This window comes from Pseudonocardia terrae (assembly GCF_021343995.1).
Taxonomy (GTDB): Bacteria; Actinomycetota; Actinomycetes; order Mycobacteriales; family Pseudonocardiaceae; genus Pseudonocardia; species Pseudonocardia terrae.
In genome coordinates this window covers 1-23,774 of record NZ_JAJTTE010000025.1, presented here as the reverse complement: position 1 = coordinate 23,774, position 23,774 = coordinate 1, and the positions used below count along the sequence as shown (strand labels likewise).

The 23,774-nt window shown below is 73.7% G+C and carries 21 protein-coding genes; 6 read left to right on the top strand and 15 right to left on the bottom strand.

What is annotated here, in order from left to right; genetic code table 11:
• Positions 1 to 18 precede the first annotated feature (18 nt).
• The 3 genes from LWC33_RS18005 to LWC33_RS17995 all read left to right on the top strand — a co-directional run bounded on the left by LWC33_RS18005 (position 19) and on the right by LWC33_RS17995 (position 3,552).
• Positions 19 to 543 carry a gluconokinase gene (locus LWC33_RS18005; RefSeq protein WP_233305564.1) on the top strand — a complete coding sequence of 175 codons (525 nt, stop codon included), beginning with the start codon at positions 19 to 21 and terminating at the stop codon, positions 541 to 543.
• Positions 540 to 2,027: a GntT/GntP/DsdX family permease gene (locus LWC33_RS18000; RefSeq protein ID WP_233305563.1), complete on the top strand. Its 1,488-nt coding sequence runs from the start codon at positions 540 to 542 to the stop codon at positions 2,025 to 2,027. The genes LWC33_RS18005 and LWC33_RS18000 overlap by 4 nt, the downstream gene beginning before the upstream one ends.
• Before the next feature lie 241 nt (positions 2,028 to 2,268).
• Positions 2,269 to 3,552, top strand: coding sequence for a YibE/F family protein (locus tag LWC33_RS17995; protein WP_233305562.1), 1,284 nt, complete (start codon positions 2,269 to 2,271; stop codon positions 3,550 to 3,552).
• A gap of 66 nt (positions 3,553 to 3,618) precedes the next feature.
• On the opposite strand, the gene LWC33_RS17990 is transcribed toward LWC33_RS17995, so the two are convergent.
• From LWC33_RS17990 to LWC33_RS17980, 3 genes are read right to left on the bottom strand one after another with little or no spacing between them, the layout of a single operon-like run.
• Entirely contained in the window at positions 3,619 to 4,188 is a 570-nt protein-coding gene (locus tag LWC33_RS17990) for a class I SAM-dependent methyltransferase (protein WP_233305561.1), read from the bottom strand.
• A gap of 34 nt (positions 4,189 to 4,222) precedes the next feature.
• Positions 4,223 to 5,494: a histidine--tRNA ligase gene (gene hisS, locus LWC33_RS17985; protein WP_233305624.1), complete on the bottom strand. Its 1,272-nt coding sequence runs from the start codon at positions 5,492 to 5,494 to the stop codon at positions 4,223 to 4,225.
• A gap of 5 nt (positions 5,495 to 5,499) precedes the next feature.
• Positions 5,500 to 6,219 carry an MBL fold metallo-hydrolase gene (locus tag LWC33_RS17980; RefSeq protein ID WP_233305560.1) on the bottom strand — a complete coding sequence of 240 codons (720 nt, stop codon included), beginning with the start codon at positions 6,217 to 6,219 and terminating at the stop codon, positions 5,500 to 5,502.
• A gap of 92 nt (positions 6,220 to 6,311) precedes the next feature.
• Here LWC33_RS17980 and LWC33_RS17975 point away from each other — a divergent pair, with 92 nt between their 5' ends.
• Entirely contained in the window at positions 6,312 to 7,121 is an 810-nt protein-coding gene (locus LWC33_RS17975) for a peptidylprolyl isomerase (RefSeq protein ID WP_233305559.1), read from the top strand.
• Positions 7,122 to 7,190: 69 nt separating this feature from the next.
• Here LWC33_RS17975 and LWC33_RS17970 read toward each other — a convergent pair whose 3' ends face one another.
• From LWC33_RS17970 to ruvC, 8 genes are all read right to left on the bottom strand, one after another.
• Positions 7,191 to 9,551, bottom strand: a complete 2,361-nt coding sequence (locus LWC33_RS17970; protein ID WP_233305558.1) for a RelA/SpoT family protein — start codon at positions 9,549 to 9,551, stop codon at positions 7,191 to 7,193.
• 68 nt (positions 9,552 to 9,619) lie between these two features.
• Positions 9,620 to 10,135, bottom strand: a complete 516-nt coding sequence (locus LWC33_RS17965; protein ID WP_233305623.1) for an adenine phosphoribosyltransferase — start codon at positions 10,133 to 10,135, stop codon at positions 9,620 to 9,622.
• Between the two features lie 53 nt (positions 10,136 to 10,188).
• The gene (gene secF, locus LWC33_RS17960; protein WP_233305557.1) at positions 10,189 to 11,433 is read right to left on the bottom strand and encodes a protein translocase subunit SecF; all 1,245 of its coding nucleotides are present in this window, start codon (positions 11,431 to 11,433) and stop codon (positions 10,189 to 10,191) included.
• Positions 11,434 to 11,437: 4 nt separating this feature from the next.
• Positions 11,438 to 13,204 (bottom strand): protein translocase subunit SecD, encoded by a 1,767-nt coding sequence (gene secD, locus LWC33_RS17955; protein ID WP_233305556.1) that lies wholly within the window; start codon positions 13,202 to 13,204, stop codon positions 11,438 to 11,440.
• A 152-nt stretch (positions 13,205 to 13,356) separates the two neighbouring features.
• Positions 13,357 to 13,788, bottom strand: a complete 432-nt coding sequence (gene yajC, locus LWC33_RS17950) for a preprotein translocase subunit YajC (protein WP_233305555.1) — start codon at positions 13,786 to 13,788, stop codon at positions 13,357 to 13,359.
• Between the two features lie 169 nt (positions 13,789 to 13,957).
• On the bottom strand, positions 13,958 to 15,001 hold the full coding sequence (gene ruvB, locus LWC33_RS17945; protein ID WP_233305554.1) for a Holliday junction branch migration DNA helicase RuvB: 1,044 nt from the start codon (positions 14,999 to 15,001) through the stop codon (positions 13,958 to 13,960).
• Positions 15,002 to 15,009: 8 nt separating this feature from the next.
• A complete protein-coding gene (gene ruvA, locus LWC33_RS17940) occupies positions 15,010 to 15,624 on the bottom strand; it encodes a Holliday junction branch migration protein RuvA (RefSeq protein ID WP_233305553.1) in 615 nt (204 codons plus the stop codon).
• Positions 15,625 to 15,867: 243 nt separating this feature from the next.
• Positions 15,868 to 16,482, bottom strand: a complete 615-nt coding sequence (gene ruvC, locus LWC33_RS17935; RefSeq protein WP_233305552.1) for a crossover junction endodeoxyribonuclease RuvC — start codon at positions 16,480 to 16,482, stop codon at positions 15,868 to 15,870.
• A gap of 207 nt (positions 16,483 to 16,689) precedes the next feature.
• Between ruvC and LWC33_RS17930 the strand changes: the two genes are divergently transcribed.
• The gene (locus LWC33_RS17930) at positions 16,690 to 17,268 is read left to right on the top strand and encodes a molybdenum cofactor biosysynthesis protein (RefSeq protein ID WP_233305551.1); all 579 of its coding nucleotides are present in this window, start codon (positions 16,690 to 16,692) and stop codon (positions 17,266 to 17,268) included.
• A 239-nt stretch (positions 17,269 to 17,507) separates the two neighbouring features.
• Here the strand turns inward: LWC33_RS17930 and LWC33_RS17925 are convergent, their stop codons facing one another.
• The 3 genes from LWC33_RS17925 to LWC33_RS17915 form a co-directional block, all read right to left on the bottom strand.
• Positions 17,508 to 18,116 (bottom strand): P-loop NTPase family protein, encoded by a 609-nt coding sequence (locus tag LWC33_RS17925; RefSeq protein ID WP_233305550.1) that lies wholly within the window; start codon positions 18,114 to 18,116, stop codon positions 17,508 to 17,510.
• Positions 18,117 to 18,211: 95 nt separating this feature from the next.
• On the bottom strand, positions 18,212 to 21,016 hold the full coding sequence (polA, locus tag LWC33_RS17920) for a DNA polymerase I (protein ID WP_233305549.1): 2,805 nt from the start codon (positions 21,014 to 21,016) through the stop codon (positions 18,212 to 18,214).
• A 292-nt stretch (positions 21,017 to 21,308) separates the two neighbouring features.
• Positions 21,309 to 22,061, bottom strand: coding sequence for a YebC/PmpR family DNA-binding transcriptional regulator (locus LWC33_RS17915; RefSeq protein WP_233305548.1), 753 nt, complete (start codon positions 22,059 to 22,061; stop codon positions 21,309 to 21,311).
• A 287-nt stretch (positions 22,062 to 22,348) separates the two neighbouring features.
• Here LWC33_RS17915 and LWC33_RS17910 point away from each other — a divergent pair, with 287 nt between their 5' ends.
• Positions 22,349 to 22,678 carry a hypothetical protein gene (locus LWC33_RS17910; RefSeq protein WP_233305547.1) on the top strand — a complete coding sequence of 110 codons (330 nt, stop codon included), beginning with the start codon at positions 22,349 to 22,351 and terminating at the stop codon, positions 22,676 to 22,678.
• Between the two features lie 174 nt (positions 22,679 to 22,852).
• Here the strand turns inward: LWC33_RS17910 and LWC33_RS17905 are convergent.
• Positions 22,853 to 23,774: transposase (locus LWC33_RS17905; RefSeq protein ID WP_233305546.1), on the bottom strand; the 922-nt coding region annotated here is incomplete at its 5' end.

The window sequence follows — 23,774 nt, the reverse complement described above, 5'->3', positions numbered from 1 at the left end:
GTCCGCGACGCTGCCCCCATGAAGGGGAAGACGACCACGCTCGTCGTGATGGGGGTGTCCGGGGCCGGCAAGTCCACGGTCGCCGAGGAGCTCGTGCGGCGGACCGGCTGGGCGTTCGCCGAGGGCGACGCCCTGCACCCCGAGGAGAACCGGCGGAAGATGGCCGCCGGCCACCCGCTGACCGACGAGGACCGGTGGCCGTGGCTGCGCCGGGTGGCCGACTGGATCGGCGAGCAGGAGGCCGCCGGCCGCGACGCCGTCGTCACCTGCTCGGCGTTGCGCCGTCGGTACCGGGACGTGCTCGTCGACGGGCACCCCTCCGTCCGGTTCGTGCACCTGCGGGCGTCGACCGACGCGCTGGCCTCGCGGCTGGCCGTCCGCCAGGGCCACTACATGCCCCCCTCGCTGCTGGACAGCCAGCTCGGGACGCTCGAACCGCTGGAACCCGGTGAGCCGGGTATCGCGGTGAGCGGCGAGGGCGATCCCGGCGCCGTCGTCGACCGCGTGCTCGCCGAGCTGACCCCCGCCGGAGGTGCCTCATGACCCCGCTCGCCGTCGTCCTGGCGCAGGCCAAGGAGACCGCCCCGGCCGCCGGCGCCACGCAGCTGGTGGTCGCCACCCTGCTCGGGATCGCGGTGATCGTCCTGCTGATCACCTGGCTGCACGTCCACCCCTTCCTCGCGCTGATCGCCGGGACCGCGGTGCTCGGCATCGTGGGCGGGCTCGGCCCGGACAAGACGATCACGAGCTTCACCAACGGCGTCGGGTCCACGGTCGGCTCCGTCGGCGTGCTGATCGCGCTGGGAGCCATGATCGGCGGCCTGCTGCGCGACTCCGGCGGCGCGGACCGGGTGGTCGAGGCCGTCACCCGGCGGGTCGGGCCGCGCGGCATGCCGTGGGCGCTCGCGGGGCTCGCCGCGCTTGTCGGGATCCCGCTGTTCTTCGAGATCGGCGTGGTGCTGCTGGTCCCGGTCGTGGTGCTGGTCGCCGCGCGCACCCGCAGCTCGGTGATCCGGATCGGCATCCCGGCCCTGGCCGGCCTGTCGGTGCTGCACGGCCTCGTCCCACCGCACCCCGGCCCGCTCGTCGCGATCAGCGCCCTCAAGGCCGACCTGGGGCTGACGTTGCTCTTCGGGCTCATCATCGCCGTCCCCACCGTGATCATCGCGGGACCCCTGTTCGGCCGGCTCGCCTCGCGGTGGGTCCCGCTCTCCCCGCCCTCGGAGCGGGAGGCCGCGGCGGTCGCCGGACGCGCCGGCGGGACCGGGGACGACGGCGAACCCGCCGGCCCGCCCGAGCCCTCCGGTCCGTCCGGGTCGTCAGGGGCCGCTCGGGTCGCGGCGGCCGAGCGGACGGGGCGACAGGTGCGCGTGAGCGCCGCCGTCGCGGTGATGCTCACGCCCGTCGTCCTCATGCTGCTCCGCGCGATCGCCGAGGTCACCCTGGCCGACGGCAACCCCGTACGGTCGGCGCTCGACGTCATCGGCGAGCCGATCGTGGCCCTCCTCGTCGGCGTCGTGGTCGCGATGTTCGCGCTCGGGCTGCCGTCCGGGATGAGCCGGCGCGGGCTGACCGACTCGGTCGGCGGCGCCCTGCCCGCGATCGCCGGGATCCTGCTGATCGTCGCCGCGGGCGGCGGGTTCAAGCAAGCCCTCGTCGACGCCGGCGTCGGCACCCTGATCGGGCAGTGGGCCGGCGCGGCGGCGCTCTCGCCGCTGATCCTGGGCTGGCTGGTCGCGGTCGCCATCCGGGTGGCGACGGGCTCGGCCACGGTCGCCACCATCACCGCGGCCGGCATCGTCGCACCCCTGGCGGCCGGGCTGTCGCCCGCGACCGTCGCGCTGCTCGCCCTGGCGGTCGGCGCGGGATCGCTCTTCTTCTCGCACGTCAACGACGCCGGGTTCTGGCTCGTCAAGGAGTACTTCGGGCTCACGGTCGGGCAGACGATCAAGAGCTGGTCGGTGATGGAGACCATCATCTCGGTGGTCGGCCTGCTGCTCGTGCTGCTGGTCTCGGTCTTCGTGTAGGGAGGGCGGTCGCCCGGTCCGTGCGGCGACGGGCGAGGATGCCGGGGTGGCCCGGCCCGACCCGTCGTCCGACAGCAGGCGGCACCGTGCGCCCGTCCGGGCCGCCCACCCGGTCCCTGCCCAGGACACTGCTCGGGCCCCTGTCCGGGACACGGCTCGGGCCGCTGTCCGGAACACTGCCCGGGCCACCGTCCGTGTCCCGCCCGAGACGGACGCCGAGCGCACCACACCGCTCGCACCGGTGCCGGACGAGACCGCCGCCTCCACCCCGCCCGGGGCCGGCCGCGAGCAACCATCCGGTCATGGTCATGGGCACGGTCACGGACCCGCCTCCCCGGCGAGCCGGCGGGTCCGGCTGCTGCTCGTCGGGCTGCTGGTGCCCTGCGCCCTCGCCACGCTGGTCGGGATGGTGCTGCTCTGGCCGAGCGGCCCGCTGCCCACCGGAACCCAGCCCGCCCAGCAGGTCTTCGACGCCGAGGTGGTCGCCGCGCAGGCGGCCGACTGTTCCCCCGGCTCGGGCGACCGCGGCTGCGCGGGCCTGACCCTGCGGATGGACGGCGGCCCGCTGCCCGGCCGCGACCTCGTGCAGGTCGTCCCGGTCGAGCCGTCGACGCCGCGGTTCGCCGTCGGCGACCGGGTCCGGGTGGCCTGGTCCGGGGGCGCGGCGACCGATCCCGGCTCCTACCAGGTCGTCGACTTCCAGCGGTCCGGCCCGCTGGTCGCCCTGGCGGTCGCGTTCGCGCTGGCGGTGCTGCTGCTGGGCCGGTGGCGCGGGCTCGCCGCGCTCGTGGCGCTCGGGATGAGCCTGGTCGTGCTGGTGCTGTTCGTGCTGCCCGCGATCCTGGCCGGGTCGAGCCCGGTGTGGGTGGCGGTCGTCGGAGCCTGCCTGATCATGTTCGTGGTCCTGTACCTCACCCACGGGCTGTCGGCCCGGACGTCCACGGCCGTGCTCGGCACCCTGGCGTCGCTCGGCCTGATCGCGCTGCTCAGCGCGGTGTTCTCGGCGCTCGCCCGGCTCACCGGGCTCGACGACACCACCGCCAGCCTCATCGCCACGCTCGGCGCGCCGATCGACGCCCGGGGTCTGCTCCTCGCGGGGATCGTGATCGGGGCGCTCGGCGTGCTCGACGACGTCACGGTCACCCAGACCAGCGCCGTCTGGGAGCTGCGGGCGGCGAACCCCGCGCTGGGCGCCCGCGCCCTGTTCGCCGCGGGGATGCGGATCGGGCGGGACCACGTGTCGTCGGCCGTCAACACCCTCGTGCTGGCCTACGCGGGCGCCTCGCTGCCGCTGATGCTGCTGTTCACGGTCTCCGGTCGCGGCCCCGGCGACGTACTGACCTCGCAGGACGTCGCCACCGAGATCGTCCGGACGCTGGTCGGCAGCATCGGGCTGGTCGCCTCCGTGCCGATCACGACGGGCCTCGCCGCGCTCGTCGCCGGCCGCGAGGAGCCCGCCCGGCCGGAGTCGGCACGGCAGGAGTCGGGACGGTCCCTGGGCCGCCGAGCGCGCCGGGCGCGCTGACGGACCGCCCGCCACGGCTCGGGGGCGACCGGTCGGTGCCGTCGCGGGCCCGGACGCGCTCGACCCTCAGCGGCGGCGGGCCAGCAGGGTCGCCTCGCCGTCGCCCTCCCGGTGGTCGACGATCTCCAGGCCCGGGAACGCTCCGGCCAGCTCGCCGGGGACCGCCCGGAAGCGCCCGCCCTCGTCGCCGACCTCGGACAGCACGGTCAGGACGAGCAGCCCGCCGGGTGCGAGCGCCGCGGCGAGCGCCGCGTACAGCGCGGGGTCCCGGTAGCGCTGGCAGGCGACGACGTCGTAGGGCCCCGCGACCGGCAGGCCGGCGTCGAGATCCGCCTCCAGGAACCGCACCGCCACGCCCTCCGCGGCCGCCAGCGCCCGCGCCGACGCGAGACCGGCCCCGGAGACGTCGACTGCGTCGACCGCGAAACCCAACCGGGCCAGCCACACGGCGACCGCACCCCGCCCGCAGGCGACGTCGAGGGCCCGTCCACCGGCGGGCAGGCCGCCCCGGTCGGCCGGCTCCGGCCCGCCCGGGAGCAGGTCGAGCCGGCCCCGCAGCCCGTCCGGCGGCATCGGGGTGCCGATCCCGACCGCGGCGTGCCGGGCGTCCCAGCGCTCCCGGTCGGTCGCGTTCACCGGGCCGCCCCGCCGGGCGAGGGTGCCGCCCGCATCAGGACAGCGTGGCGACGAGCTCCGCGACGACGGAGTCGAGCGGCACCGCGCGCTGGTCGCCGGAGGCCAGGTCCTTCACCCCGACCGTCCCGGCCTCGAGGTCCCGCTCCCCCAGCACGAGCGCGTACCTGGCCCCCGAGCGGTCCGCCGACTTCATCGCGCCCTTGAGACCGCGCCCGCCGTAGGCCAGGTCCACCCGGACCCCGGCGCGGCGCAGCTCCGCGGCGATCACGACGAGGCGGCGCTTCGCGGTCTCCCCCAGCGGCACCCCGAACACCTCGGCCCGGGCCTCGGACCAGGGCTGCACGCCCTCCGCGCGGCACGCCAGCAGGGTGCGGTCCACCCCGATGCCGAACCCCACGCCGGACAGCGGCTGCCCGCCCAGGGTCTCCATCAGGCCGTCGTACCGGCCGCCGCCGCCGATCCCGGACTGGGCGCCCAGGCCGTCGTGCACGAACTCGAACGTCGTCTTGGTGTAGTAGTCCAGCCCGCGCACCATCCGCGGGTTGATCGTGTACGCCACGCCGAGGTCGTCGAGGTGCGCCAGCACGGCGGCGTGGTGCTCGGCCGAGGCCGTCGACAGGTGGTCGAGCAGCAGCGGCGCGTCCTCGAGCTGCCTGCGGACCTCGGCCCGCTTGTCGTCGAGCACCCGCAGCGGGTTGATCCGCGCCCGGGCCCGCGTGGCCTCGTCGAGGTCGAGACCGGCCAGGAACTCCTGCAGCCGCTCGCGGTAGGCGGGCCGGCACTCGGCGTCGCCCAGCGAGGTCAGCTCCAGCCGGTAGCCGGTGAGCCCGAGCGTCTTGAACCCCTCGTCGGCGACGGCGATGACCTCGGCGTCGAGCGCCGGGTCGTCCACCCCGATGGCCTCCACCCCGACCTGCTGCAGCTGCCGGTACCGGCCGGCCTGCGGCCGCTCGTACCGGAAGAACGGGCCCGCGTAGCGCAGCTTCACCGGGAGGCCGGCGCGGTCGAGGTTGTGCTCGATCACCGACCGGACGACGCCCGCGGTGCCCTCCGGCCGCAGCGTGACGGACCGGTCGCCGCGGTCGGCGAACGTGTACATCTCCTTGCTCACCACGTCGGTCGACTCGCCGACGCCGCGCGCGAACAGCCCGGTGTCCTCGAAGATCGGCAGCTCGACGTACCCGTAGCCGGCGCGCTCGGCGGCGGTCGACAGCGTGTCACGCACGTGCACGAACCCGGCCGACTCCGGCGGGTAGTACTCCGGGATGCCCTTGGGCGCCGCGAAGGCGGTGGCCCGCTCCTGCACGGCGCTCACAGCCCGCGCCCCCGGACCGGCGCGGCGGGATCCGCGGTGCCGTCCGTGCTCTCGGTGAGGCCCTGCAGGAACGGGTTGGACACCCGCTCCCGGCCCACCGTCGTCGTCGGGCCGTGGCCCGGGAGGACGACACCGGAGTCGGGCCGGCCGAGCAGCCGGTCCCGGATGCTCTCCAGCAACCGGCGGTGCGAGCCGCCGGGCAGGTCCGTCCGCCCGATCGAGCCCGCGAAGAGCGTGTCGCCCGCGAGGATCACCTCGGTCCCGTCCTCCGTCTCCGTCGTGAACACCACCGAGCCGGGAGTGTGCCCGGGGGTGTGGTCGACCCGCAGCCGCATTCCGGCGAGCTCCAGGTCGTCGCGGTCGGTCAGCGTGCGCACCTCGCGCGGCTCCCGCAGCTCCAGCCGCCCACCGAAGAACGCCGCGGACTCCGACGAGATGCCCTTCATCGGGTCCGCGAGCAGCTCCCGGTCGTCCGGATGGATCCAGGCGGGGATGTCCGAGCCGTCGCACACCGGCTGCACGCTGAAGGTGTGGTCGAAATGGCCGTGGGTCAGCAGCACCGCCACCGGGGTGAGCCGGTGCTCGGCGAGCACGGCCTCCAGCGGTTCGACGGCGTCCTGCCCGGGGTCGACGACCACGCACGCCTCGCCCGCCTCACGGGCGACGACGTAGCAGTTGGTCTGGAACGCTCCTGCGGGGAATCCTGCGACGAGCACCCGACCAGCCTAGACGTGCCTGCACACGGGCCTCTCAGGAACGGCCGATACCCTCCCCCGCGATCGATACGACCGGGAGGACGACACACACCGTGGCCACGAACGAGATGCGGCGGGAGGCGGCCAAGCGCAAGCTGGCCAGTCAGCAGAAGCGGCGGGCCGAACGGGCCCGCAGGCAGAAGCGGGTCGCCGTGATCAGCTCCGCCGCGGCCGTGGTGGTCGTGGTCGTCGCCGTGGTGCTGCTCACCACGGCCCCGTGGAAGTCCGAGCCGATCGCGAGCCAGCAGGCCGCGGCCCCGCCCGGCACCGTCAACTGCCAGTACCCGGCGGACGGCACCGCCGCGAAGCCCGCGAACCCGCCGCAGGCGGACGCGGTGAGCAACCAGGGCACCGTGCCGGTCTCCCTGACGACGTCGGCGGGCGCGATCGGCCTCACGCTGGACCGGGCCGAGGCCCCGTGCACGGTGAACAGCTTCACCTCGCTCGCGAGCCAGGGCTACTTCAACGACACGCCCTGCCACCGGCTCACCACCGGCGAGGGCCTCAAGGTGCTGCAGTGCGGCGACCCCAGCGGCCAGGGCACCGGCGGTCCCGGCTACACGATCGCCGACGAGCCGCCGACGAAGCTCGCGCCCGCGGGCCCGTCCGGCACGGTGATCTACCCGCGCGGGACGGTCGCGATGGCCAAGACCTCGGCCCCGAACTCGGGCGGCAGCCAGTTCTTCCTGGTCTACGCCGACTCGACGCTGCCGCCGGACTACACCGTCTTCGGCACCATCGACGACGCCGGCCTGGCCACGATCGACAAGATCGCCGCGGCGGGCACGGACGACAGCAACGGCACGGGCGACGGCAAGCCCAAGACCCCGGTCACCATCCAGACGGCCACCGTGGCCGCCTGACCGCCAGGAGCCGAGGGCTCCGCCGGGCCTCCGGCGGAGCCCTCGACTCCTTTCCGGGTGCGGTGGGGCTCAGCTCGCGCTGGTGACCCGGTAGACGTCGTAGACGCCCTCGACGTTGCGCACGGCGTGCAGCACGTGGCCCAGGTGCTTCGGGTCGCCCATCTCGAAGGAGAAGCGCGACACGGCCACGCGGTCCCGCGAGGTCGTGACCGAGGCCGACAGGATGTTCACCTTCTCGTCCGCGAGCACCTTCGTGACGTCGGACAGCAGGCGGTGCCGGTCGAGCGCCTCGACCTGGATCGCCACCAGGAACACCGACGCCGGCGAGACCGACCACGCGACGTCGACCAACCGTTCGCTGCGGGCCTTGAGGTCCGCGGCGTTGGTGCAGTCCGTGCGGTGCACCGATACGGCGCCGCCACGGGTGACGAACCCGAGGATCTCGTCGCCGGGCACGGGCGTGCAGCAGCGGGCGAGCTTGCAGTAGACGTCGCCCAGCTGGGTGCCGTCCTCGCCCGTCAGCACCACGCCGGCGTCGCCGGAGGGCCGCCGGACCCGGACGGTCGAGGGGGTGGCCCGCTCGGCGAGCTCCTCCTCGGCGTCCTCCATCCCGCCGAGCAGCGCCACCAGCCGCTGGACGACGTGCCGGGCGCTGGCCTGCCCCTCCCCGACCGCGGCGTAGAGCGCCGAGATCTCGGAGTAGTGCATCTCCCGGGACAGCGCGGCCATCGCGTCGGCGGACACGAGGCGCTGCAGCGGCATGCCCGTGCGCCGGGCCTCCCGCGTGATCGCCTCCTTGCCCTCCTCGATGGCCTCCTCGCGGCGCTCCTTCGCGAACCACTGCTTGATCTTGTTCTTGGCGCGCGGCGACTTGACGAAGCCCAGCCAGTCCCGGCTCGGTCCGGCGCCCTCGGCCTTCGACGTGAAGATCTCGACGACGTCGCCGGACTCGAGCGTGCGCTCGAGCGCGACCAGCCTGCCGTTGACGCGGGAGCCGATGCAGCGGTTGCCGACCTCGGTGTGCACGGCGTACGCGAAGTCGACCGGGGTGGAGCCGACCGGCAACGTGACGACGTCGCCCTTCGGGGTGAAGACGAACAGCTCCTTCGCCGCGAGGTCGTAGCGCAGCGACTCCAGGAAGTCCCCGGGGTCCGCGGCCTCGCGCTGCCAGTCGAGCAGCTGCCGCATCCACGACATCTCGTCGATCTCGACGGTGCCCGCCGCGCTGTTCTGCCCGCGCGTCTCCTTGTAGCGCCAGTGCGCCGCGATGCCGTACTCGGCCGTGCGGTGCATCTCGTGGGTGCGGATCTGCACCTCGAGCGGCTTGCCGTCCGGCCCGATCACGGTGGTGTGGAGCGACTGGTACACGCCGAACCGCGGCTGGGCGATGTAGTCCTTGAACCGGCCGGGCATCGGCTGCCACAGCGCGTGGATCATGCCCATGGCCGCGTAGCAGTCCCGCACCTCGTCGACCAGCACGCGCACGCCGACCAGGTCGTGGATGTCGTCGAACTCGCGGCCCTTGACGATCATCTTGCGGTAGATCGAGTAGTAGTGCTTCGGCCTGCCCTCGACGGTCCCGCTGACCCGGGCGGCCTCCAGCTGCCGCGACACCTCGTCGATGACCTGCTTGAGGTAGGTGTCCCGGGACGGCGCCCGGGTGGCGACGAGCCGGACGATCTCCTCGTACTTCTTCGGGTGCAGGATCGCGAAGGAGAGGTCCTCCAGCTCCCACTTGATCGTCGCCATGCCCAGGCGGTGCGCCAGCGGCGCCATCACCTCGAGGGTCTCGCGCGCCTTCTTCGCCTGCTTCTCCGGCGGCAGGAAGCGCATGGTGCGCATGTTGTGCAGCCGGTCGGACAGCTTGATGACCAGCACCCGCGGGTCGCGCGCCATGGCGACGACCATCTTGCGGATGGTCTCGGCCTCCGCCGCGGTGCCGAACTCGACCTTGTCCAGCTTGGTCACGCCGTCGACGAGGTGCGCGACCTCCTCGCCGAAGTCCGTGCTGAGCCGCTCCAGCGAGTAGTCCGTGTCCTCCACGGTGTCGTGCAGCAACGCCGCGACCAGCGTGGTGGTGTCCATGCCGAGCTCGGCGAGGATCGTGGCCACGGCCAGCGGGTGCGTGATGTACGGGTCGCCGGACTTGCGCTTCTGCCCGGCGTGCTTCTGCTCCGCGACGTCGTACGCGCGCTGCAGCAGCACGAGATCGGCCTTGGGGTGCAGCGCGCGGTGCACGCTCGCGAGCGGCTCGAGCACGGGCTTGACGATGGCCACCCGCTGCGGCGTCATCCGCCGCGCGATGCGGGCCCGCACCCTCCGCGTGGCCGAGGGGCGGGCCGGGTCCTGCGTCGCCGTCTGGACGGCGGTCCGCGACGCGCCGGAGGGCGCTTCCGCGGGTGCGGGTGCGTTCTGCTGGACGTCCGTCACCGGGCCTGCTCCGCTCCTGTCACCACCTAGCGAAGGATAACCCTCCGGTAGCCCGGAGGGACGCTCGCCTAATAGGTGAGCAACGCGTGCACGTCGACGCCGGTCAGGCGCCCCCGGCCGCGCAGAGCCGCCAGCTCGACGACGGCGCCGAAGCCGGTGATCTCGGCCCCGACGTCCGTCAGCAGGCCGCAGGCCGCGGCCGCGGTGCCGCCCGTGGCGAGCACGTCGTCGACGACGAACACCCGGGTCCCCGGCTCGACGGTGCCCGCGGGCAGCTCCAGCGTGGCCGTGCCGTACTCCAGCTCGTAGGTCCGCGAGCCGGCGACCGCCGGGAGCTTGCCCGCCTTGCGCACCGGCACCACGCCGGTGCCCGCGACGAGGGCCACCGCGGCGCCGATCAGGAACCCGCGGGCCTCGACGCCGGCGATGAGGTTCGCCGCGCCCGCGGAGGCCGCGAGCTCGGTCGTCAGGATGGCGAACGCCTCGGCGTCGGCCAGTGCCGGGGTGAGGTCGCGGAACAGCACCCCCGGCTCCGGGTAGTCCGGCACCGCACGGATCAGGTCCCGGACCTTCTCGAGCTCCAGGGCGGACTCGTCGACCTCGAGCGGGCCGCCGCCGTGGCCCTCGGACGCCGCGCTCACCGGCGCCGCTTCCCGCTCGGGCGCCCGGCGGCGCGGTTGTGATCGGCACGGCCCTGGCCCGCCTTGCCCTGCGGGCGGCCCGGCCGCGCCCGGTCCGGCGCGCTCGCGGCCGCCGCCATCGCACGCTCGCGGCGCAGCTCCCGGGCGAGGGCCTCGTCGTCGGCGGTGTCGAGGTCCTCCTCGGTGTCGCCGGACTGGGCGGCGGCCGCCCGGGCCCGGCGGGCGGCGACCCGCTCGGCCTGCTTGCGGTACCGCGGATCGCGCATCTTGAGGTCGACGAGCAACGGGGTGGCCAGCAGCAGCGAGGACAAGGCGCCCGCGATGATGCCGACCAGCTGCACCAGAGCCAGGTCGGCGAGCGTCCCGACGCCGAGCAGCCCGACGCCGACCACCATCAGGCCGATCACCGGCAGCACCGCGATCAGCGACGTGTTGATCGAGCGCATCAGCGTCTGGTTGACGGCCAGGTTGGCCTGCTCGCCGTACGTGCGGCGGGTCAGGTTGAGCAACCCACGGGTGTTCTCCTTGACCTTGTCGAACACCACGACCGTGTCGTAGAGCGAGAAGCCGAGGATCGTCAGCAGGCCGATGACCGTGGACGGGGTGACCTCGAACCCGATCAGCGAGTAGATGCCCGCGGTGACGACGACGTCGTGCACCAGCGCGACCAGCGCCGCGATCGCCATGGCCCGCTCGAAGTAGAAGGCCAGGAAGATCGTGACCAGCACCAGGAACACGGCGAGGGCGATCAGCGCCTGGCGGGTGATCTCCCCGCCCCACGTGCCGCTGACCGCGCTGTCGCTGATCACCTGCTCGGAGGGCTGCCCACTGGCGTCGAGCGGTTCGAGCTGGTGGAACACCGCGTCCTTGAACGAGGCGATCTGCGCCGGGTTGAGGGGCTCCGACCGGACGAGGATCGTGGCCGAGCCGCCGGCGCCGGCGGACTGCGCCGAGGACGGCTCCTGGCCGACCGAGGAGCGGAAGACGTCCTCGACCTGCTGGGTGGTGATGGTGCCGTTGGCGCCGGCGGCGGGCATCTGGAACTGCGAGCCGCCGGTGAAGTCGATGCCGAGGTTGAACCCGCGGATCACCATCGACAGGACGCAGATCAGCACCAGGGTGCCGAAGGCGACGTACCAGACCTTCCGGCGGCCGACGACGTCGAACGCGCCGGTGCCCGTGTAGAGCCTGCTGAACACCCCGCGCTTCGCCGGGGTGGACGGGGTGGAGGTGGTGCTCACTGCCTCAGGCCCTCCTGCTCGTGCCGGACCCGCTGCCGGTGGTCTCCCGCGGTTGCCGCCGCCGTTGCGCCCCGATCTTCGCGACGGTCCCGAGGCCGGACAGGGCGGGGCTGGCGAAGATCTTGGAGTTCGAGGCCAGCGCCACCAGCGGGTGCGTGACCAGGAAGACGACCACCAGGTCGAGCACCGTGGACATGCCGAGGGTGAACGCGAAGCCCTTCACCTGGCCGACGGCGAGGATGTAGAGCACCGCGGCGGCCAGGAAGCTGACGGCGTCGGCCGTCAGGATGGTGCGCCGGGCGCGGACCCAGGCCCGCGGCACGGCCGAGCGGAACGACCGGCCCTCGCGGACCTCGTCCTTGAGCCGCTCGAAGAAGATCACGAACGAGTCCGCGGTGATGCCGATGGCCACGATGAACCCGGCGACGCCCGCGAGGTCGAGGGTGAACCCGATCCAGCGCCCGAGCAGCACCAGCACGGCGTACACGACCAGGCCGGAGAGGATCAGCGAGAGGATCGTGAGCACACCGAGCACGCGGTAGTAGAAGAGGCAGTAGACGAACACCAGCGCCAGGCCGATGGCGCCGGCGATCAGACCGGCCTCCAGCGAGGCGAGCCCGAGCGTGGCGGACACGGTCTGTGCGTCGGACGCCTCGAACGACAGCGGCAGCGAGCCGTAGCGGAGGACGCCGGCGAGGTCCTGCGCCTGCTGCTGGTTGAAGTTGCCGCTGACCTGGGTGTTGCCGTACAGCGCACCCTGGATCGTCGGGGCCGAGACGACCTCGCCGTCGAGCACGAAGGCGGCCTGCTCGCCGATGTGCGCGGCGGTGTAGTCGCCCCAGGCCTTCGACCCGTCCGACTTGAAGCTCAGGTCGACGACGTACCCGACGCCCTGCTGGTTCTGCGAGGCCTGCGCCGACGCGATCTGGGTGCCCTCGACGACCGTGGGCCCGAGGATGTACTTCGCGGTCTTGTTCTGGTCGCAGGTCACCAGGGGCAGCGACGAGTCGTCGTAGCCCCGCAGGGGGTCCGCGGCGTTGCAGTCGAGCGCGAGGAGCGCCTGCTGCTGCGTGGCCGGGTCGGTGCTCTGCCGGGTGGCCTTGGCCTGGGCGATCGCGGCAGCCTTGGCCGGGTCCTGGTCGCCGCCCGGCGGCGGGGTCGGCTGCTGCTGCGCGGGCGCGAGCGCGGTGCTGTACGCGACCGGGGCGACCGTGCCGTCGACGACCGGGGCGGCAGGGTCGCTGCTCATGCCCTGGGGCCGGCCGCCGCCTCCGGCCGGGGCCGGGGCGGTGTTCCCACCGGTCGGCGGGGTGGCTCCGCCGGTGTCCTGCCCGGCCGGCGGCGCGGTGGCGCCGCCCTGCTGCCCGGCGGGCGGGGTGGCCGGCGTGGCGGCGATCGGCTGGCCGACGACCGGGCGGATCCGCAGCTGCGCGGTCTGGCCGAGCGAGCGGGCCTGCTCGCCCTGGTCGCCGGGCACCGTGATGGTGAGGTTGTTCCCGTCGAGCACCACCTCGGCGCCGCTCACGCCCAGCCCGTTGACGCGCTGTTCGATGATCGACTGGGCCTGGATCAGCTGGTCGCGCGGCGGGACCTGCCCCGACTCGGTGCGCGCGGTCAGCGTGACCCGGGTGCCGCCCTGCAGGTCGATGCCCAGCTTCGGGGCGAAGGACCGGTCGCCGGTGAAGGCGACCAGCGCGTACAGCACCACGACGATGCCCGCGAACCCCGCGAGGTACCGCCAGGGGCGGATCCGCCCCGGGGTCGTTGCCACTCTCTCTGCTCTCCTGGCGTCACGGCCCGGTCACGCGTCGGCGGACGGCCTGTCCGGACCCGTCCGCGGCATGGCCGCGGCCCGGTGTTCCCGCACGATGCTGCACCATCCGGGGCAGCGGGCCGACGGCGGCCCCGCCGTGGGCGGTCCGGCTACTTCTTGTCGTCCGCGATGGAGTCGGCGGGGGCGTCCGCGACGGTCCCGTTGGTGCTCGGCGTCCCGTTCGTGCTGGTGGTACCGCCCGTGGGCAGCTCCCCGGTGGCCGGGGTGGCGGTCGCGGCCGGGGCCCCCTCGGCCTCGTCCAGGTGCTCGGCGTGGGCGTCCTGCTCGACCTTGTCGCGGACCGCCGCGCGCAGCCAGGTGGTGACGACGCCGTCGGCGATCTCGAGGTCGATCGTGTCCTCGTAGGAGGCGTCGACGACCGTGCCGCGCAGCCCGGACGTGGTGGTCACGACGTCGCCCTCGGTCAGCGCGCCCTGCATCGCCTGCGTCTGCGCCAGCTGGCGCTTCTGCTTGCGGCCCGACAGGAAGATCGGGATGAAGAGCAGCAGGATGAGGATCGGGAACAGCAGGCTCAGGTCCATGATGTCGTGTTTCTCCGTTTCTCGGGCAGGTCGGACGGCCGAGTCTGCCAGTCGGGTCCGACACCCGGTCGGTCGACCCGGCGTCGTGACGGCCCCGTGACGTGCGGTTTCGGTGCGGGGCCCGCCAGGTGCGCCCCCGGTGCCGGTCCGCCCCCGATCGAGATCGCGTTCAGAACAGCGCCGGCGGCACCTCGCCGCCGGAGTCCGGCGGCCGCAGGCCGAGATGGCTCCAGGCCGCGGGCGTGGCGACACGACCCCGCGGCGTCCGGGCCAGCATCCCGGCCCGCACCAGGTAGGGCTCGCAGACCTCCTCGACGGTACCGGGTTCCTCGCCCACCGCCACTGCCAGCGTCGATACTCCCACCGGGCCTCCCCCGAACGTCCGTACGAGGGCGCCCAGCACGGCCCGGTCGAGCCGGTCGAGGCCGAGCTCGTCGACGTCGTAGACCGCGAGCGCGTCCCGGGCCACGGACCGGGTGACGGCCCCGTCGGCGCGGACCTCGGCGAAGTCCCGGACCCGGCGCAGCAGGCGGTTGGCGATGCGGGGCGTGCCGCGGGAGCGACGGGCGATCTCGCTCGCGCCGTCCGGCCGGAGGTCGACGTCGAGGATCTGCGCCGCGCGACGCACCACGAGCTCGAGCTCCGCGGGCTCGTAGAACTCCATGTGCGCGGTGAAGCCGAAGCGGTCCCGCAGCGGGCCGGTCAGCGCGCCGGCCCGCGTCGTGGCCCCGACCAGCGTGAACGGCGCGATGTCGAGCGGGATCGACGTGGCGCCCGGGCCCTTGCCGACCACGACGTCGACCCGGAAGTCCTCCATCGCGAGGTAGAGCATCTCCTCGGCGGGGCGGGCGATCCGGTGGATCTCGTCGATGAACAGGACGTCGCCCGGGACGAGGTTCGACAGCATCGCCGCGAGATCCCCGGCGCGCTCCAGCGCGGGACCGCTCGTCAGCCGGATCGCGGCGCCCAGCTCGGCCGCGACGATCATGGACAGGCTCGTCTTGCCCAGCCCCGGCGGGCCGGAGAGCAGGATGTGGTCGGGCGGGTCGCCGCGCCGGCGGGCGCCCTCCAGCACCAGTTCCAGCTGTTCGCGCACCCGGGGCTGGCCGATGAACTCGCTGAGCCGGCGCGGGCGCAGCGAGTTCTCGACGTCGAGGTCCTCCGGGACGGCTTCGGCGGCGACCTCCCGAAGCTCCGGCTCGTACTCGGTCACCGGCTCGGTCACCTGCTCCGGCCCAGGCCCGCCAGGGCCGCACGGAGCAGCTGCGACGCCTCGGCCTCGGGCTTGTCGGCCAGCACGGCGTCGACCGCCTGCTCCGCGGGCTTGAGCGTGAAGCCGAGGCCGACCAGCGCCTCGACGACCTGCTCGCGCACGGGCGAGGCGCCGTTGCCGGCCGCCGGGACGGGGGCGCCCGCCACGGGAGCCGCCGAGGGCGCGACGACGACCTTGTCCCGCAGCTCCACCACCAGCCGCTCCGCGCTCTTCTTGCCGACGCCCGGGATCCGGGTCAGCGTGGCCAGGTCGCCGTCGTGCAGGGCGCGACGCAGCACCTCCGGCTCCAGCACGGCGATCGTGGCCAGCGCGAGCCGCGGCCCGATGCCGCTCACCGTCTGGAGCAGCAGGAACAGCTCCCGCTCGTCCGCGTCGGCGAAGCCGAACAGCGTCAGCGACTCCTCACGCACGATCAGCGTGGTGGACAGCCGGGCCTCGGTGCCGCGCCGCAGGCCCGCCAGCGTGGTCGGGGTGCAGAACACCGCCAGCCCGACGCCGCCGACCTCGACCACGGCGTGGTCCAGCCCGATCTCCAGCACGGGCCCGCGCACGGACGCGATCACGGCACTCCCTCGCTCCTGCGAACAGTCGTTCGAGACCGAAGGCTACCGGGACCCCCCGACACCCTCCCCCGCTCCCCCGCCCCTCGGCGTGTCCCCCGCCTCGGTCCCGCGAGTCGCGCCCGGAGCTCCCGCGAGTCGCGAGATCCAGCACCGCGAGTGGGCAGTTTCGGGTGACCGAGTCGCACATCCCGGGTCTCTCCCGGGACGGCACACTCGGAGGCGCGGGAGTATCGACTCGCGAGGTCAGCGGCGAGGGCGCGCCTCCTCGGCGAGCCGCTGCCGCTCGAGTTGGCGCTGCCGCTCCTTCTGGGCGGCGGCCAAGCGAGCCTTGTGCGCCTTGGCGATCTCGGCGGCGCGGCGCTCCGCCTCCGCCATCCGCGTCATCATCGGGGCACGCCAGCAGTGGCAGATCGCGAGGGCGAGGGCGTCGGCGGCGTCGGCGGGACGGGGCGCCTCGGCCAGCCCGAGGACCCGCGTGACCATCGTCGTGACCTGCGCCTTGTCCGCGCGGCCGGCCCCTGTGACCGCGGCCTTCACCTCGCTCGGGGTGTGGAACGCGACGGGCAGCCCAGCCCGGGCGGCGACCAGCGCGACGACCCCGCTGGCCTGCGCCGTCCCCATCACTGTCCGGACGTTGTGCTGGCTGAACACCCGCTCCACGGCCACGACGTCGGGCCGGTGCCGGGCGATCCAGCGCTCCACCTCGTCGGCGACCACCAGCAGCCGCCGGTCCACCGGCAGGTCGTCGTCGCTGCGCACCACGCCGACGTCGACACACGCCACCTGGCGTCCGCCGTCGCCGTCGACCACGCCGAGGCCGCACCGGGTCAGCCCCGGGTCGACTCCGAGCACCCGCACGCGCGCTCCCCTCACCGGTCCGCGCCGCACGCTACCGGCGCGGCGTCCGGCCCCCACGTCCGGCGCGCCGCCCGCCGACGAGATGAGCACCACGGTCGTCGAACCATGATCGAACAGCCGTGGTGCTCATCCGGACCGGCGAGGGCCCGCGATGCTCATCCGGGCAGGCGAAGGCTCGCCCGGACTCGCCCGAGGCATCATCGGGTCGTGCAGCAGATCGCGGTGGAGGACACGCTCGGCGTAGAGGTGCGGATCGCCGTCGAGATCGTCGAGCTGGTCGCCTCATCGGTGCACGCCTTCGAGGGGCGTCCCGCCGACGGTCCGCGATCGGACCCCGAGGGCCCGCGGCGGGACCGGATCGAGGTGCGGGCGGGGCTCGGTGTCAAGGGCGACCGGTACTTCAACCACCCGGCACACCGGCGCGCGGCGGTGACCCTGATCTCGGCAGAGGCGCTCGACGCCGTGGCGACCGAGGTCGGTGCGCCGCCGTTCGACCCCGTCCTGGCGCGGCGGACCGTCGTCCTGCGTGGCGCCGCGGTCGACGCCCTGGCCGGGACCGGCGCCGACTTCACGCTCGACTCCGGCGACGGGCCGGTCCGCATCCGCGCGCACCGCGCCGCGCATCCCTGCCGCTGGATGGACGTGGTGCTCGCGCCCGGTGCCTTCAAGGCCCTCCGGGGGCGCGGCGGCGTGCGGTGCGAGCCCCTCTCCGACGGCGTGCTCCGCCGTGGCCCGGCCACCCTCACCGTGCCCACCGAGCTGGCCGACGCGGTCATGGGGCGCTGACCGTCGAGCACGCGGAACGACGCGCTGGCGCGGCCCGACGAGAACGATGACGCTGCTCACCACTCGCCTCGCGGCGCACAGGCTGCAGGATCTCCCCACTCGCGCTGCAGGAGATCCCGACTCGCGGAAGCCCACAGCGCGACTCGCGGGAGCCCACAGCCCGACTCGCGGGAGCCGACAGCGCGACTCGCGGAAACCCCACAGCGCGACTCGCGAAGGCCGACTGCGCGACCTCGCTCTCAGGCGCTCTCGGACTCCGGGTGGTCGGCCTTGGGAGCGCCCTCGGCGGCGAGGGCCGCGACCGGGCCCGCGAGCCACCGCTGCACGTCACGCCGGGAGCGCAGCCGCACGACGGGCAGCCCGGGGCTGCGCTCACGCGCCTGCCCGACCCGGACGGCGACCTCGGCATGGGTGCGCCAGGCCCACCGGACGATGTGGTCCGGGTCGGTGAGGAAGGTCCGGAAGGGCGGCTCGACGTTGCCGTTCCACAGCTCCTGGCGGCGGAGCCGCCGCACGACGGTGCGCGGCACGACCTGGCGCATCACGGCCGCGCGCGGCAGGTCGAGCCACACCAGGAGCTCGGCCCGCGGCAGCACGAGCGGACGGGCCACGGAGTAGCCGTACTCGGTGATCCACGCCTCGCCCGCCGCGAGCGCGGCGACGTCGGCCGGGAACTCGGGCCGCGGCACCCAGTCCGGCCCGTGGTACAGCGCGTCGAGCTCGATGTAGGGCACGCCCAGCCGGGGTCCGAGCGCGCGGCCGAGGGTCGACTTGCCGGAGCCGGAGCAGCCGGTGAGGAGGATGCGGCGGGGTCGCGCGGGCAGCGGGTCCGAGGGGCCGAGCAGCACCGGACCATCCTGCTGGTCCCGCCCGGCCCCGTCACCCGGTTTCACGGTCGGCCTGCCCGGCCGGTCCGCGCTGTCCACCGGGCCCCCGCTACGGATCAGTGCGCCGCGTCGTCCCAGCTGCGCCCGTACCCGACCGACACCTCCAGCGGGACCGACAGCGTCTCGGCCGCGCCCATCTGCCGGCGCACCAGGTCCTCGACCGCCGCGCGCTCGCCCTCGGCCACCTCGAGCACCAGCTCGTCGTGCACCTGGAGCAGGATCCGGCTGCGCAGCGAGGCCCCGGCCAGCGCGCTGTGCACCTTGAGCATGGCGACCTTGATGATGTCCGCCGCGCTGCCCTGGATCGGCGCGTTGAGCGCCATCCGCTCGGCCATCTCGCGGCGCTGCCGATTGTCGCTGGTCAGGTCCGGCAGGTACCGCCGCCGACCGAGCATGGTCGCGGTGTAGCCCTCCTTGCGGGCCACGTCGACGATCGACCGCAGGTAGTCCCGCACGCCGCCGAAGGTCTCGAAGTAGTCCTCCATCAGCGCGCGGGCCTCCTCGGTGGAGATCCGCAGCTGACCGGAGAGCCCGAACGCCGACAGCCCGTACGCCAGGCCGTAGTTCATCGCCTTGATCTTGGCGCGCTGCTCGGGGGTCACCTCGTCGGCCGCGACGCCGAACACCTTCGACGCGGTCTCGGAGTGGAAGTCCCGCTTCGAGTTGAAGGCCTCGATCAGCGCCGCGTCCTCGGACAGGTGCGCCATGATCCGCATCTCGATCTGGCTGTAGTCGGCGGTCATGAGCTCGCCGTAGCCCGCGCCGACGACGAAGGTCTCGCGGATCCGCCGGCCCGCGGCGGTGCGGATCGGCACGTTCTGCAGGTTCGGGTCGGTCGACGACAGCCGACCGGTCGCGGCGATCGTCTGGCTGTAGGTGGTGTGGATCCGCCCGTCGGCCGCGATCGACTTGAGCAGCCCGTCGACCGTGACCTTGAGCCGCGTGGCGTCCCGGTGCTGCAGCAGGTGCATGAGGAACGGGTGCTCGGTCTGCTCGTACAGGCTCTGCAACGCGTCCGCGTCCGTGGTGTAGCCGGTCTTGGTGCGCTTGGTCTTCGGCATGCTCAGCTCGTCGAACAGCACGACCTGCAGCTGCTTCGGCGAGCCGAGGTTGATCTCCTTGCCGATCACGTCGTACGCGGCGCGCGCGGCTTCCTTGACCTGCGCCGCGAACTCGGACTCCAGCGACTCCAGGTGGTCGCGGTCCACGGCGATGCCGGCGGCCTCGAGGTCGGCGAGCACGAACGCCAGCGGCTGCTCCAGCTCGAGCAGCAGCCGGGTCTGCTCCTTCTCGGCCAGCTCGGCGCCCAGCGCGTCGGCCAGCTCGGCGACGGCCGACGCCGACACCATCTCCGTCTCGGCGTGCTTCGCGTCGGCCTCCTCCTCACCGCCCAGCAGCGACAGCTGGCCGTCGCCCTCGCCGCCCTCCAGGGCCAGCTCGCGGCGCAGGTAGCGCAGGGCGAGGTCGGCGAGGTCGAAGCTGCGCTGCCCGGGCCGCGCGAGGTAGGCGGCGAGCGCGGTGTCACTGGTCAGCCCGGCGAGCGTCCACCCCCGGGCGCGCAACGCGTGCAGCACCGCCTTGATGTCGTGAGAGGCCTTGGGCACCGCCGGGTCGGCCAGCCACGCGCCCAGCGCCGCCTCGTCGTCCGGCTCCAGCTGCCGCACGTCGAGGTACCCGGCGACCGGGACGCCGGCCTCGGCGCCCTCGACGCGGTCCTCCAGCGTCGGCTCGCCGGCCGCCAGCGCGATCCCGGTGAAGTCGCGCTCGGTGATCCCGCCGGTGACCCCGGAGAACGCGAGGCCGACCCGCCGCCCGTCCCGCGCGTGCTCGTCCAGCCAGCTGCGCACGGTGCCGGGCGCGATCACCCCGCCCTGCACGTCGAAGCCGGACTCGGCCTCCGGCTCGGCGCTCTGCAGCGTGGCGAACAGCCGCTCGCGCAGGACCCGGAACTCCAGCTCGTCGAACAGCCGGTGCACCGCGTCCCGGTCCCACGGCCGGATCTCGAGCTCGGCGGGCACGGAATCCAGCGGCACGTCCCGCACCAGCTCGGTGAGCTGGCGGTTCATCAGCACGCTGGCGAGGTTGGCGCGCAGCGCGTCGCCCGCCTTGCCCTTGACCTCGTCGACCCGGTCGGTCAGCTCCCCGAGCGAGCCGAACTCGCGGACCCACTTGGCCGCCGTCTTCTCCCCCACGCCCGGGATGTTCGGCAGGTTGTCGCTGGGGTCGCCGCGCAGCGCCGCGAAGTCCGGGTACTGGGTCGGGGTGAGCCCGTAGCGCTTGTCGACCTCCGCCGGGTCGATGCGCCCCAGGTCCGACACCCCGCGCTTGGGGTAGAGCACCGTGACGTTGTCGGTGACCAGCTGGAACGCGTCCCGGTCACCGGTGGTGATGAGCACCTCGAAGTCCTGCGCCTCGGCCTGGGTGGCCAGCGTGGCGATGATGTCGTCCGCCTCGAAGCCCTCGACCGCGAACACCGGGATGTTGAGCGCGCGCAGGACCTCCTTGATGAGGTCCACCTGGCCGCGGAAGTCGTCCGGCGTGGTGGTGCGGTTCGCCTTGTAGTCCGCGTACCGCTCCGCGCGGAAGGTCTTGCGCGAGACGTCGAACGCCACGGCCAGGTGGGTCGGCTGCTCGTCCCGCAGCTGGTTGATGAGCATCGACGTGAAGCCGTAGACGGCGTTCGTGGTCTGCCCCGTGCCCGTGCGGAAGTTCTCCGCGGGCAGGGCGAAGAACGCCCGGTAGGCGAGCGAGTGACCGTCGAGCAGCAGCAGCCGCTTGCCCTCGGGCGCGGCGGAGGTGCCGGTGCTCGCCGAGGACTTCCCGGCGGCCGGGGTGGCGGGTGACTTCGTGGCGGGGCTCATCAGGGGCGAGTCTAGAACCGGGCACCGACAGTTCCCGGCGAGCCTCCGGCCGGGACCGCACCCTCCTCGATCGGGCGAGTCCCACCCGCCGCACACCCGGCAGAACGACGACGGCGCCGCCCCGCGGAGGGGACGGCGCCGCACGAACGGGCTGGATGCGGTCAGCCGACTTCGGCCACGACCTCGTCGGACGCGTACTTCGGCGTGTCCGCTCAGGCGTTCACTTCCTCGAGGACCGCGTCGGACACGTGGAATTCAGCGCAGCGGCGGATGCGGACTTCGACGTGTCCCGTTATGCGTTCACTTCTTCGAGGACCGCGTCGGACACGTCGAAGTTGGCGTAGACGTTCTGGACCTCGTCCGAGTCCTCGAGGGCCTCGATGAGCCGGAAGACCTTCTTGGCGGCCTCGGCGTCGAGCTCCACCTGCATCGACGGCAGGAAGGTCGGGTCGGCGGAGTCGTAGTCGATCCCCGCCTCCTGCAGCGACGTCCGCACCGCGACCAGGTCGGTGGCCTCGGAGACGACCTCGAAGCTCTCACCCAGGTCGTTGACCTCCTCGGCGCCCGCATCGAGGACGGCCATAAGGACGTCGTCCTCGGAGAGGTCGTTCTTCGGCAGCACCACCACGCCCTTGCGGGTGAACAGGTAGGCGACGGAGCCCGGGTCGGCCATCGTGCCGCCGTTGCGGGTCATGGCCGTGCGCACCTCGGTGGCCGCGCGGTTGCGGTTGTCCGTGAGGCACTCGATCAGCAGCGCGACGCCGTTGGGGCCGTAGCCCTCGTACGTGATCGTCTGGTAGTCCGCGCCGCCGGCGTCGGCACCCGAGCCGCGCTTGACCGCGCGGTCGATGTTGTCGTTGGGCACCGAGCTCTTCTTCGCCTTCTGGATGGCGTCGTAGAGCGTCGGGTTGCCGTCGGGATCACCGCCGCCGGTTCGGGCCGCGACCTCGATGTTCTTGATCAGCTTGGCGAACATCTTGCCCCGGCGGGCGTCGATGACGGCCTTCTTGTGCTTCGTCGTCGCCCATTTGGAGTGGCCACTCATCGGCTGCCCCGTCCTTCCTGAACTCGCGCGTGTGCCCGCTGCACGGCGCCGCAGCAGGACGGGCACGCAGGGCCCGCACGAGGCCCTGCCGGAACCCTCCGATGGTACCGGCGGGCCCGTCACCGGCACGGACACCCCACGTCGGGGAGTGTTCATCACACCCGGGAGCGCGGTTCGTCACGGATCCGGCGGGTAACTCACCGGTACCGGTGAAAGAGCGGGCCGCGTGTTCACGTTGCCGGCGGTCCGCGCGATGTCACCGGTGAGGGACGCCGAGGGGGTGCGAGATGGGGAAGCACAGCATGCGGGGCCGCGAGCGGTCCGCCGCGCGGCTCGGGTGGGCCGCGGCGGGCGCCGCCGTGCTGGCCACCGGAGGCACGGCGACCGCGACGGTGCTCACCGGCACCGCCACCGCGGACACCCCGCTCACGGTCACGGTCACCGGGCAGTCGGCGCCGCTGTACACCTGCGATTTGCAGTCGCCGCCGGAGTTCGGCGACCCCGCGAACCCCGTCGAGATCACCAACCGCGCCTGCGGGTACACCGACGACCAGGGCCGGCAGCGCTCGGTCGACCCGTGGATCGACGGCCAGCTGCTCCACTCCGGGGGGCGCTAGGTGGCTGGTGTCGAACGGTCGGTTCGGCAGTGTGGGCTGCTCGGTTGGCTGTTCATGCGGGCTCCTGGGTTCGCTTGGGTCGGGCTGTGGGCTGTTCGGTGGAACCGCTGTGGAAGGGTCCTGGCCCTCGGGCGCCTCGATGGCCAGTCCTCGATGGGGTGCTCTCGCTGGTGGTCAGCTCGCCACCGCCCATCCTTGGGCGGTTCGGTGCAGCCCGAGCACGGCCAGCCGAGCCAGGTTGACCGCGGCGGCCAGTAGCCGGAAGTCGGCGTCGACGCGGGCGGTGCCCCGGACCCGGGCTCGTCGTCCGCCGTGTCGGCGGCGCATCAGGTGGCCGAGTTTGCGTTCGATCTTGGGTCGGGTGCCGCGGTAGTCGGTGACCCAGTCGGGGTCGCCCTGGCGGGCCCGAGCATCGGTGAGGGCCTGTTCGTGTGGGCCGACGCTGATCGTGCGGCCGCCGGCGGCGGTGGTGCATTGCGGTCGCAGTGGGCACCCGGCGCAAGCCGACCCGAAGTAGGCGATGCCGCCGCCGGCGATCGCCGGACGGATCGGGGCGGTGACCCCGGCCGGGCAGCAGACCGCGCCGGCGCCGAGGTCGATGGCGAAGCGGTCCTTGCTGAACCGGCCGCCTGCTGCGGTGGCCGCCTGGGTCTTGCAGCGGTCGGCGATCCCGGCCTCGCGGAGCCGATCGTGGAACTCACCGGTGCCGTAGGCATTGTCGCCGTAGACCGTTGCCGGCTCGCCCCCGCCGACGCTCGCCGCGGCGGGCCCCGGCGCGGCGGGCCCCGGTTCGGCCGGCTTCGGCTCGGGGTGGCCCGGCTGCGGGTCGAGCAGGTCGGTGATGAGGTCCTCGGCCACACTGGCGTCACCGGCGTTGCCCGGGGTGACCGCGGTCGTGGTGATGATCTCCGAGTCCGGGTCGATGGCGGCGTGCCCCTTATAGCCATCGAAGCCGCGCGCGGAGGTCTTGTGCCCGTGCCGGGTTTCCGGGTCCACCGTGGAGATCACCCGGTCCTTCGCGACCCGCCGCGCGATCCGGAACACCCCGCCGCCGGTGCCGCCGGTGCCGCCGGTGCCGCCGGTGCCGCCGGTGCCG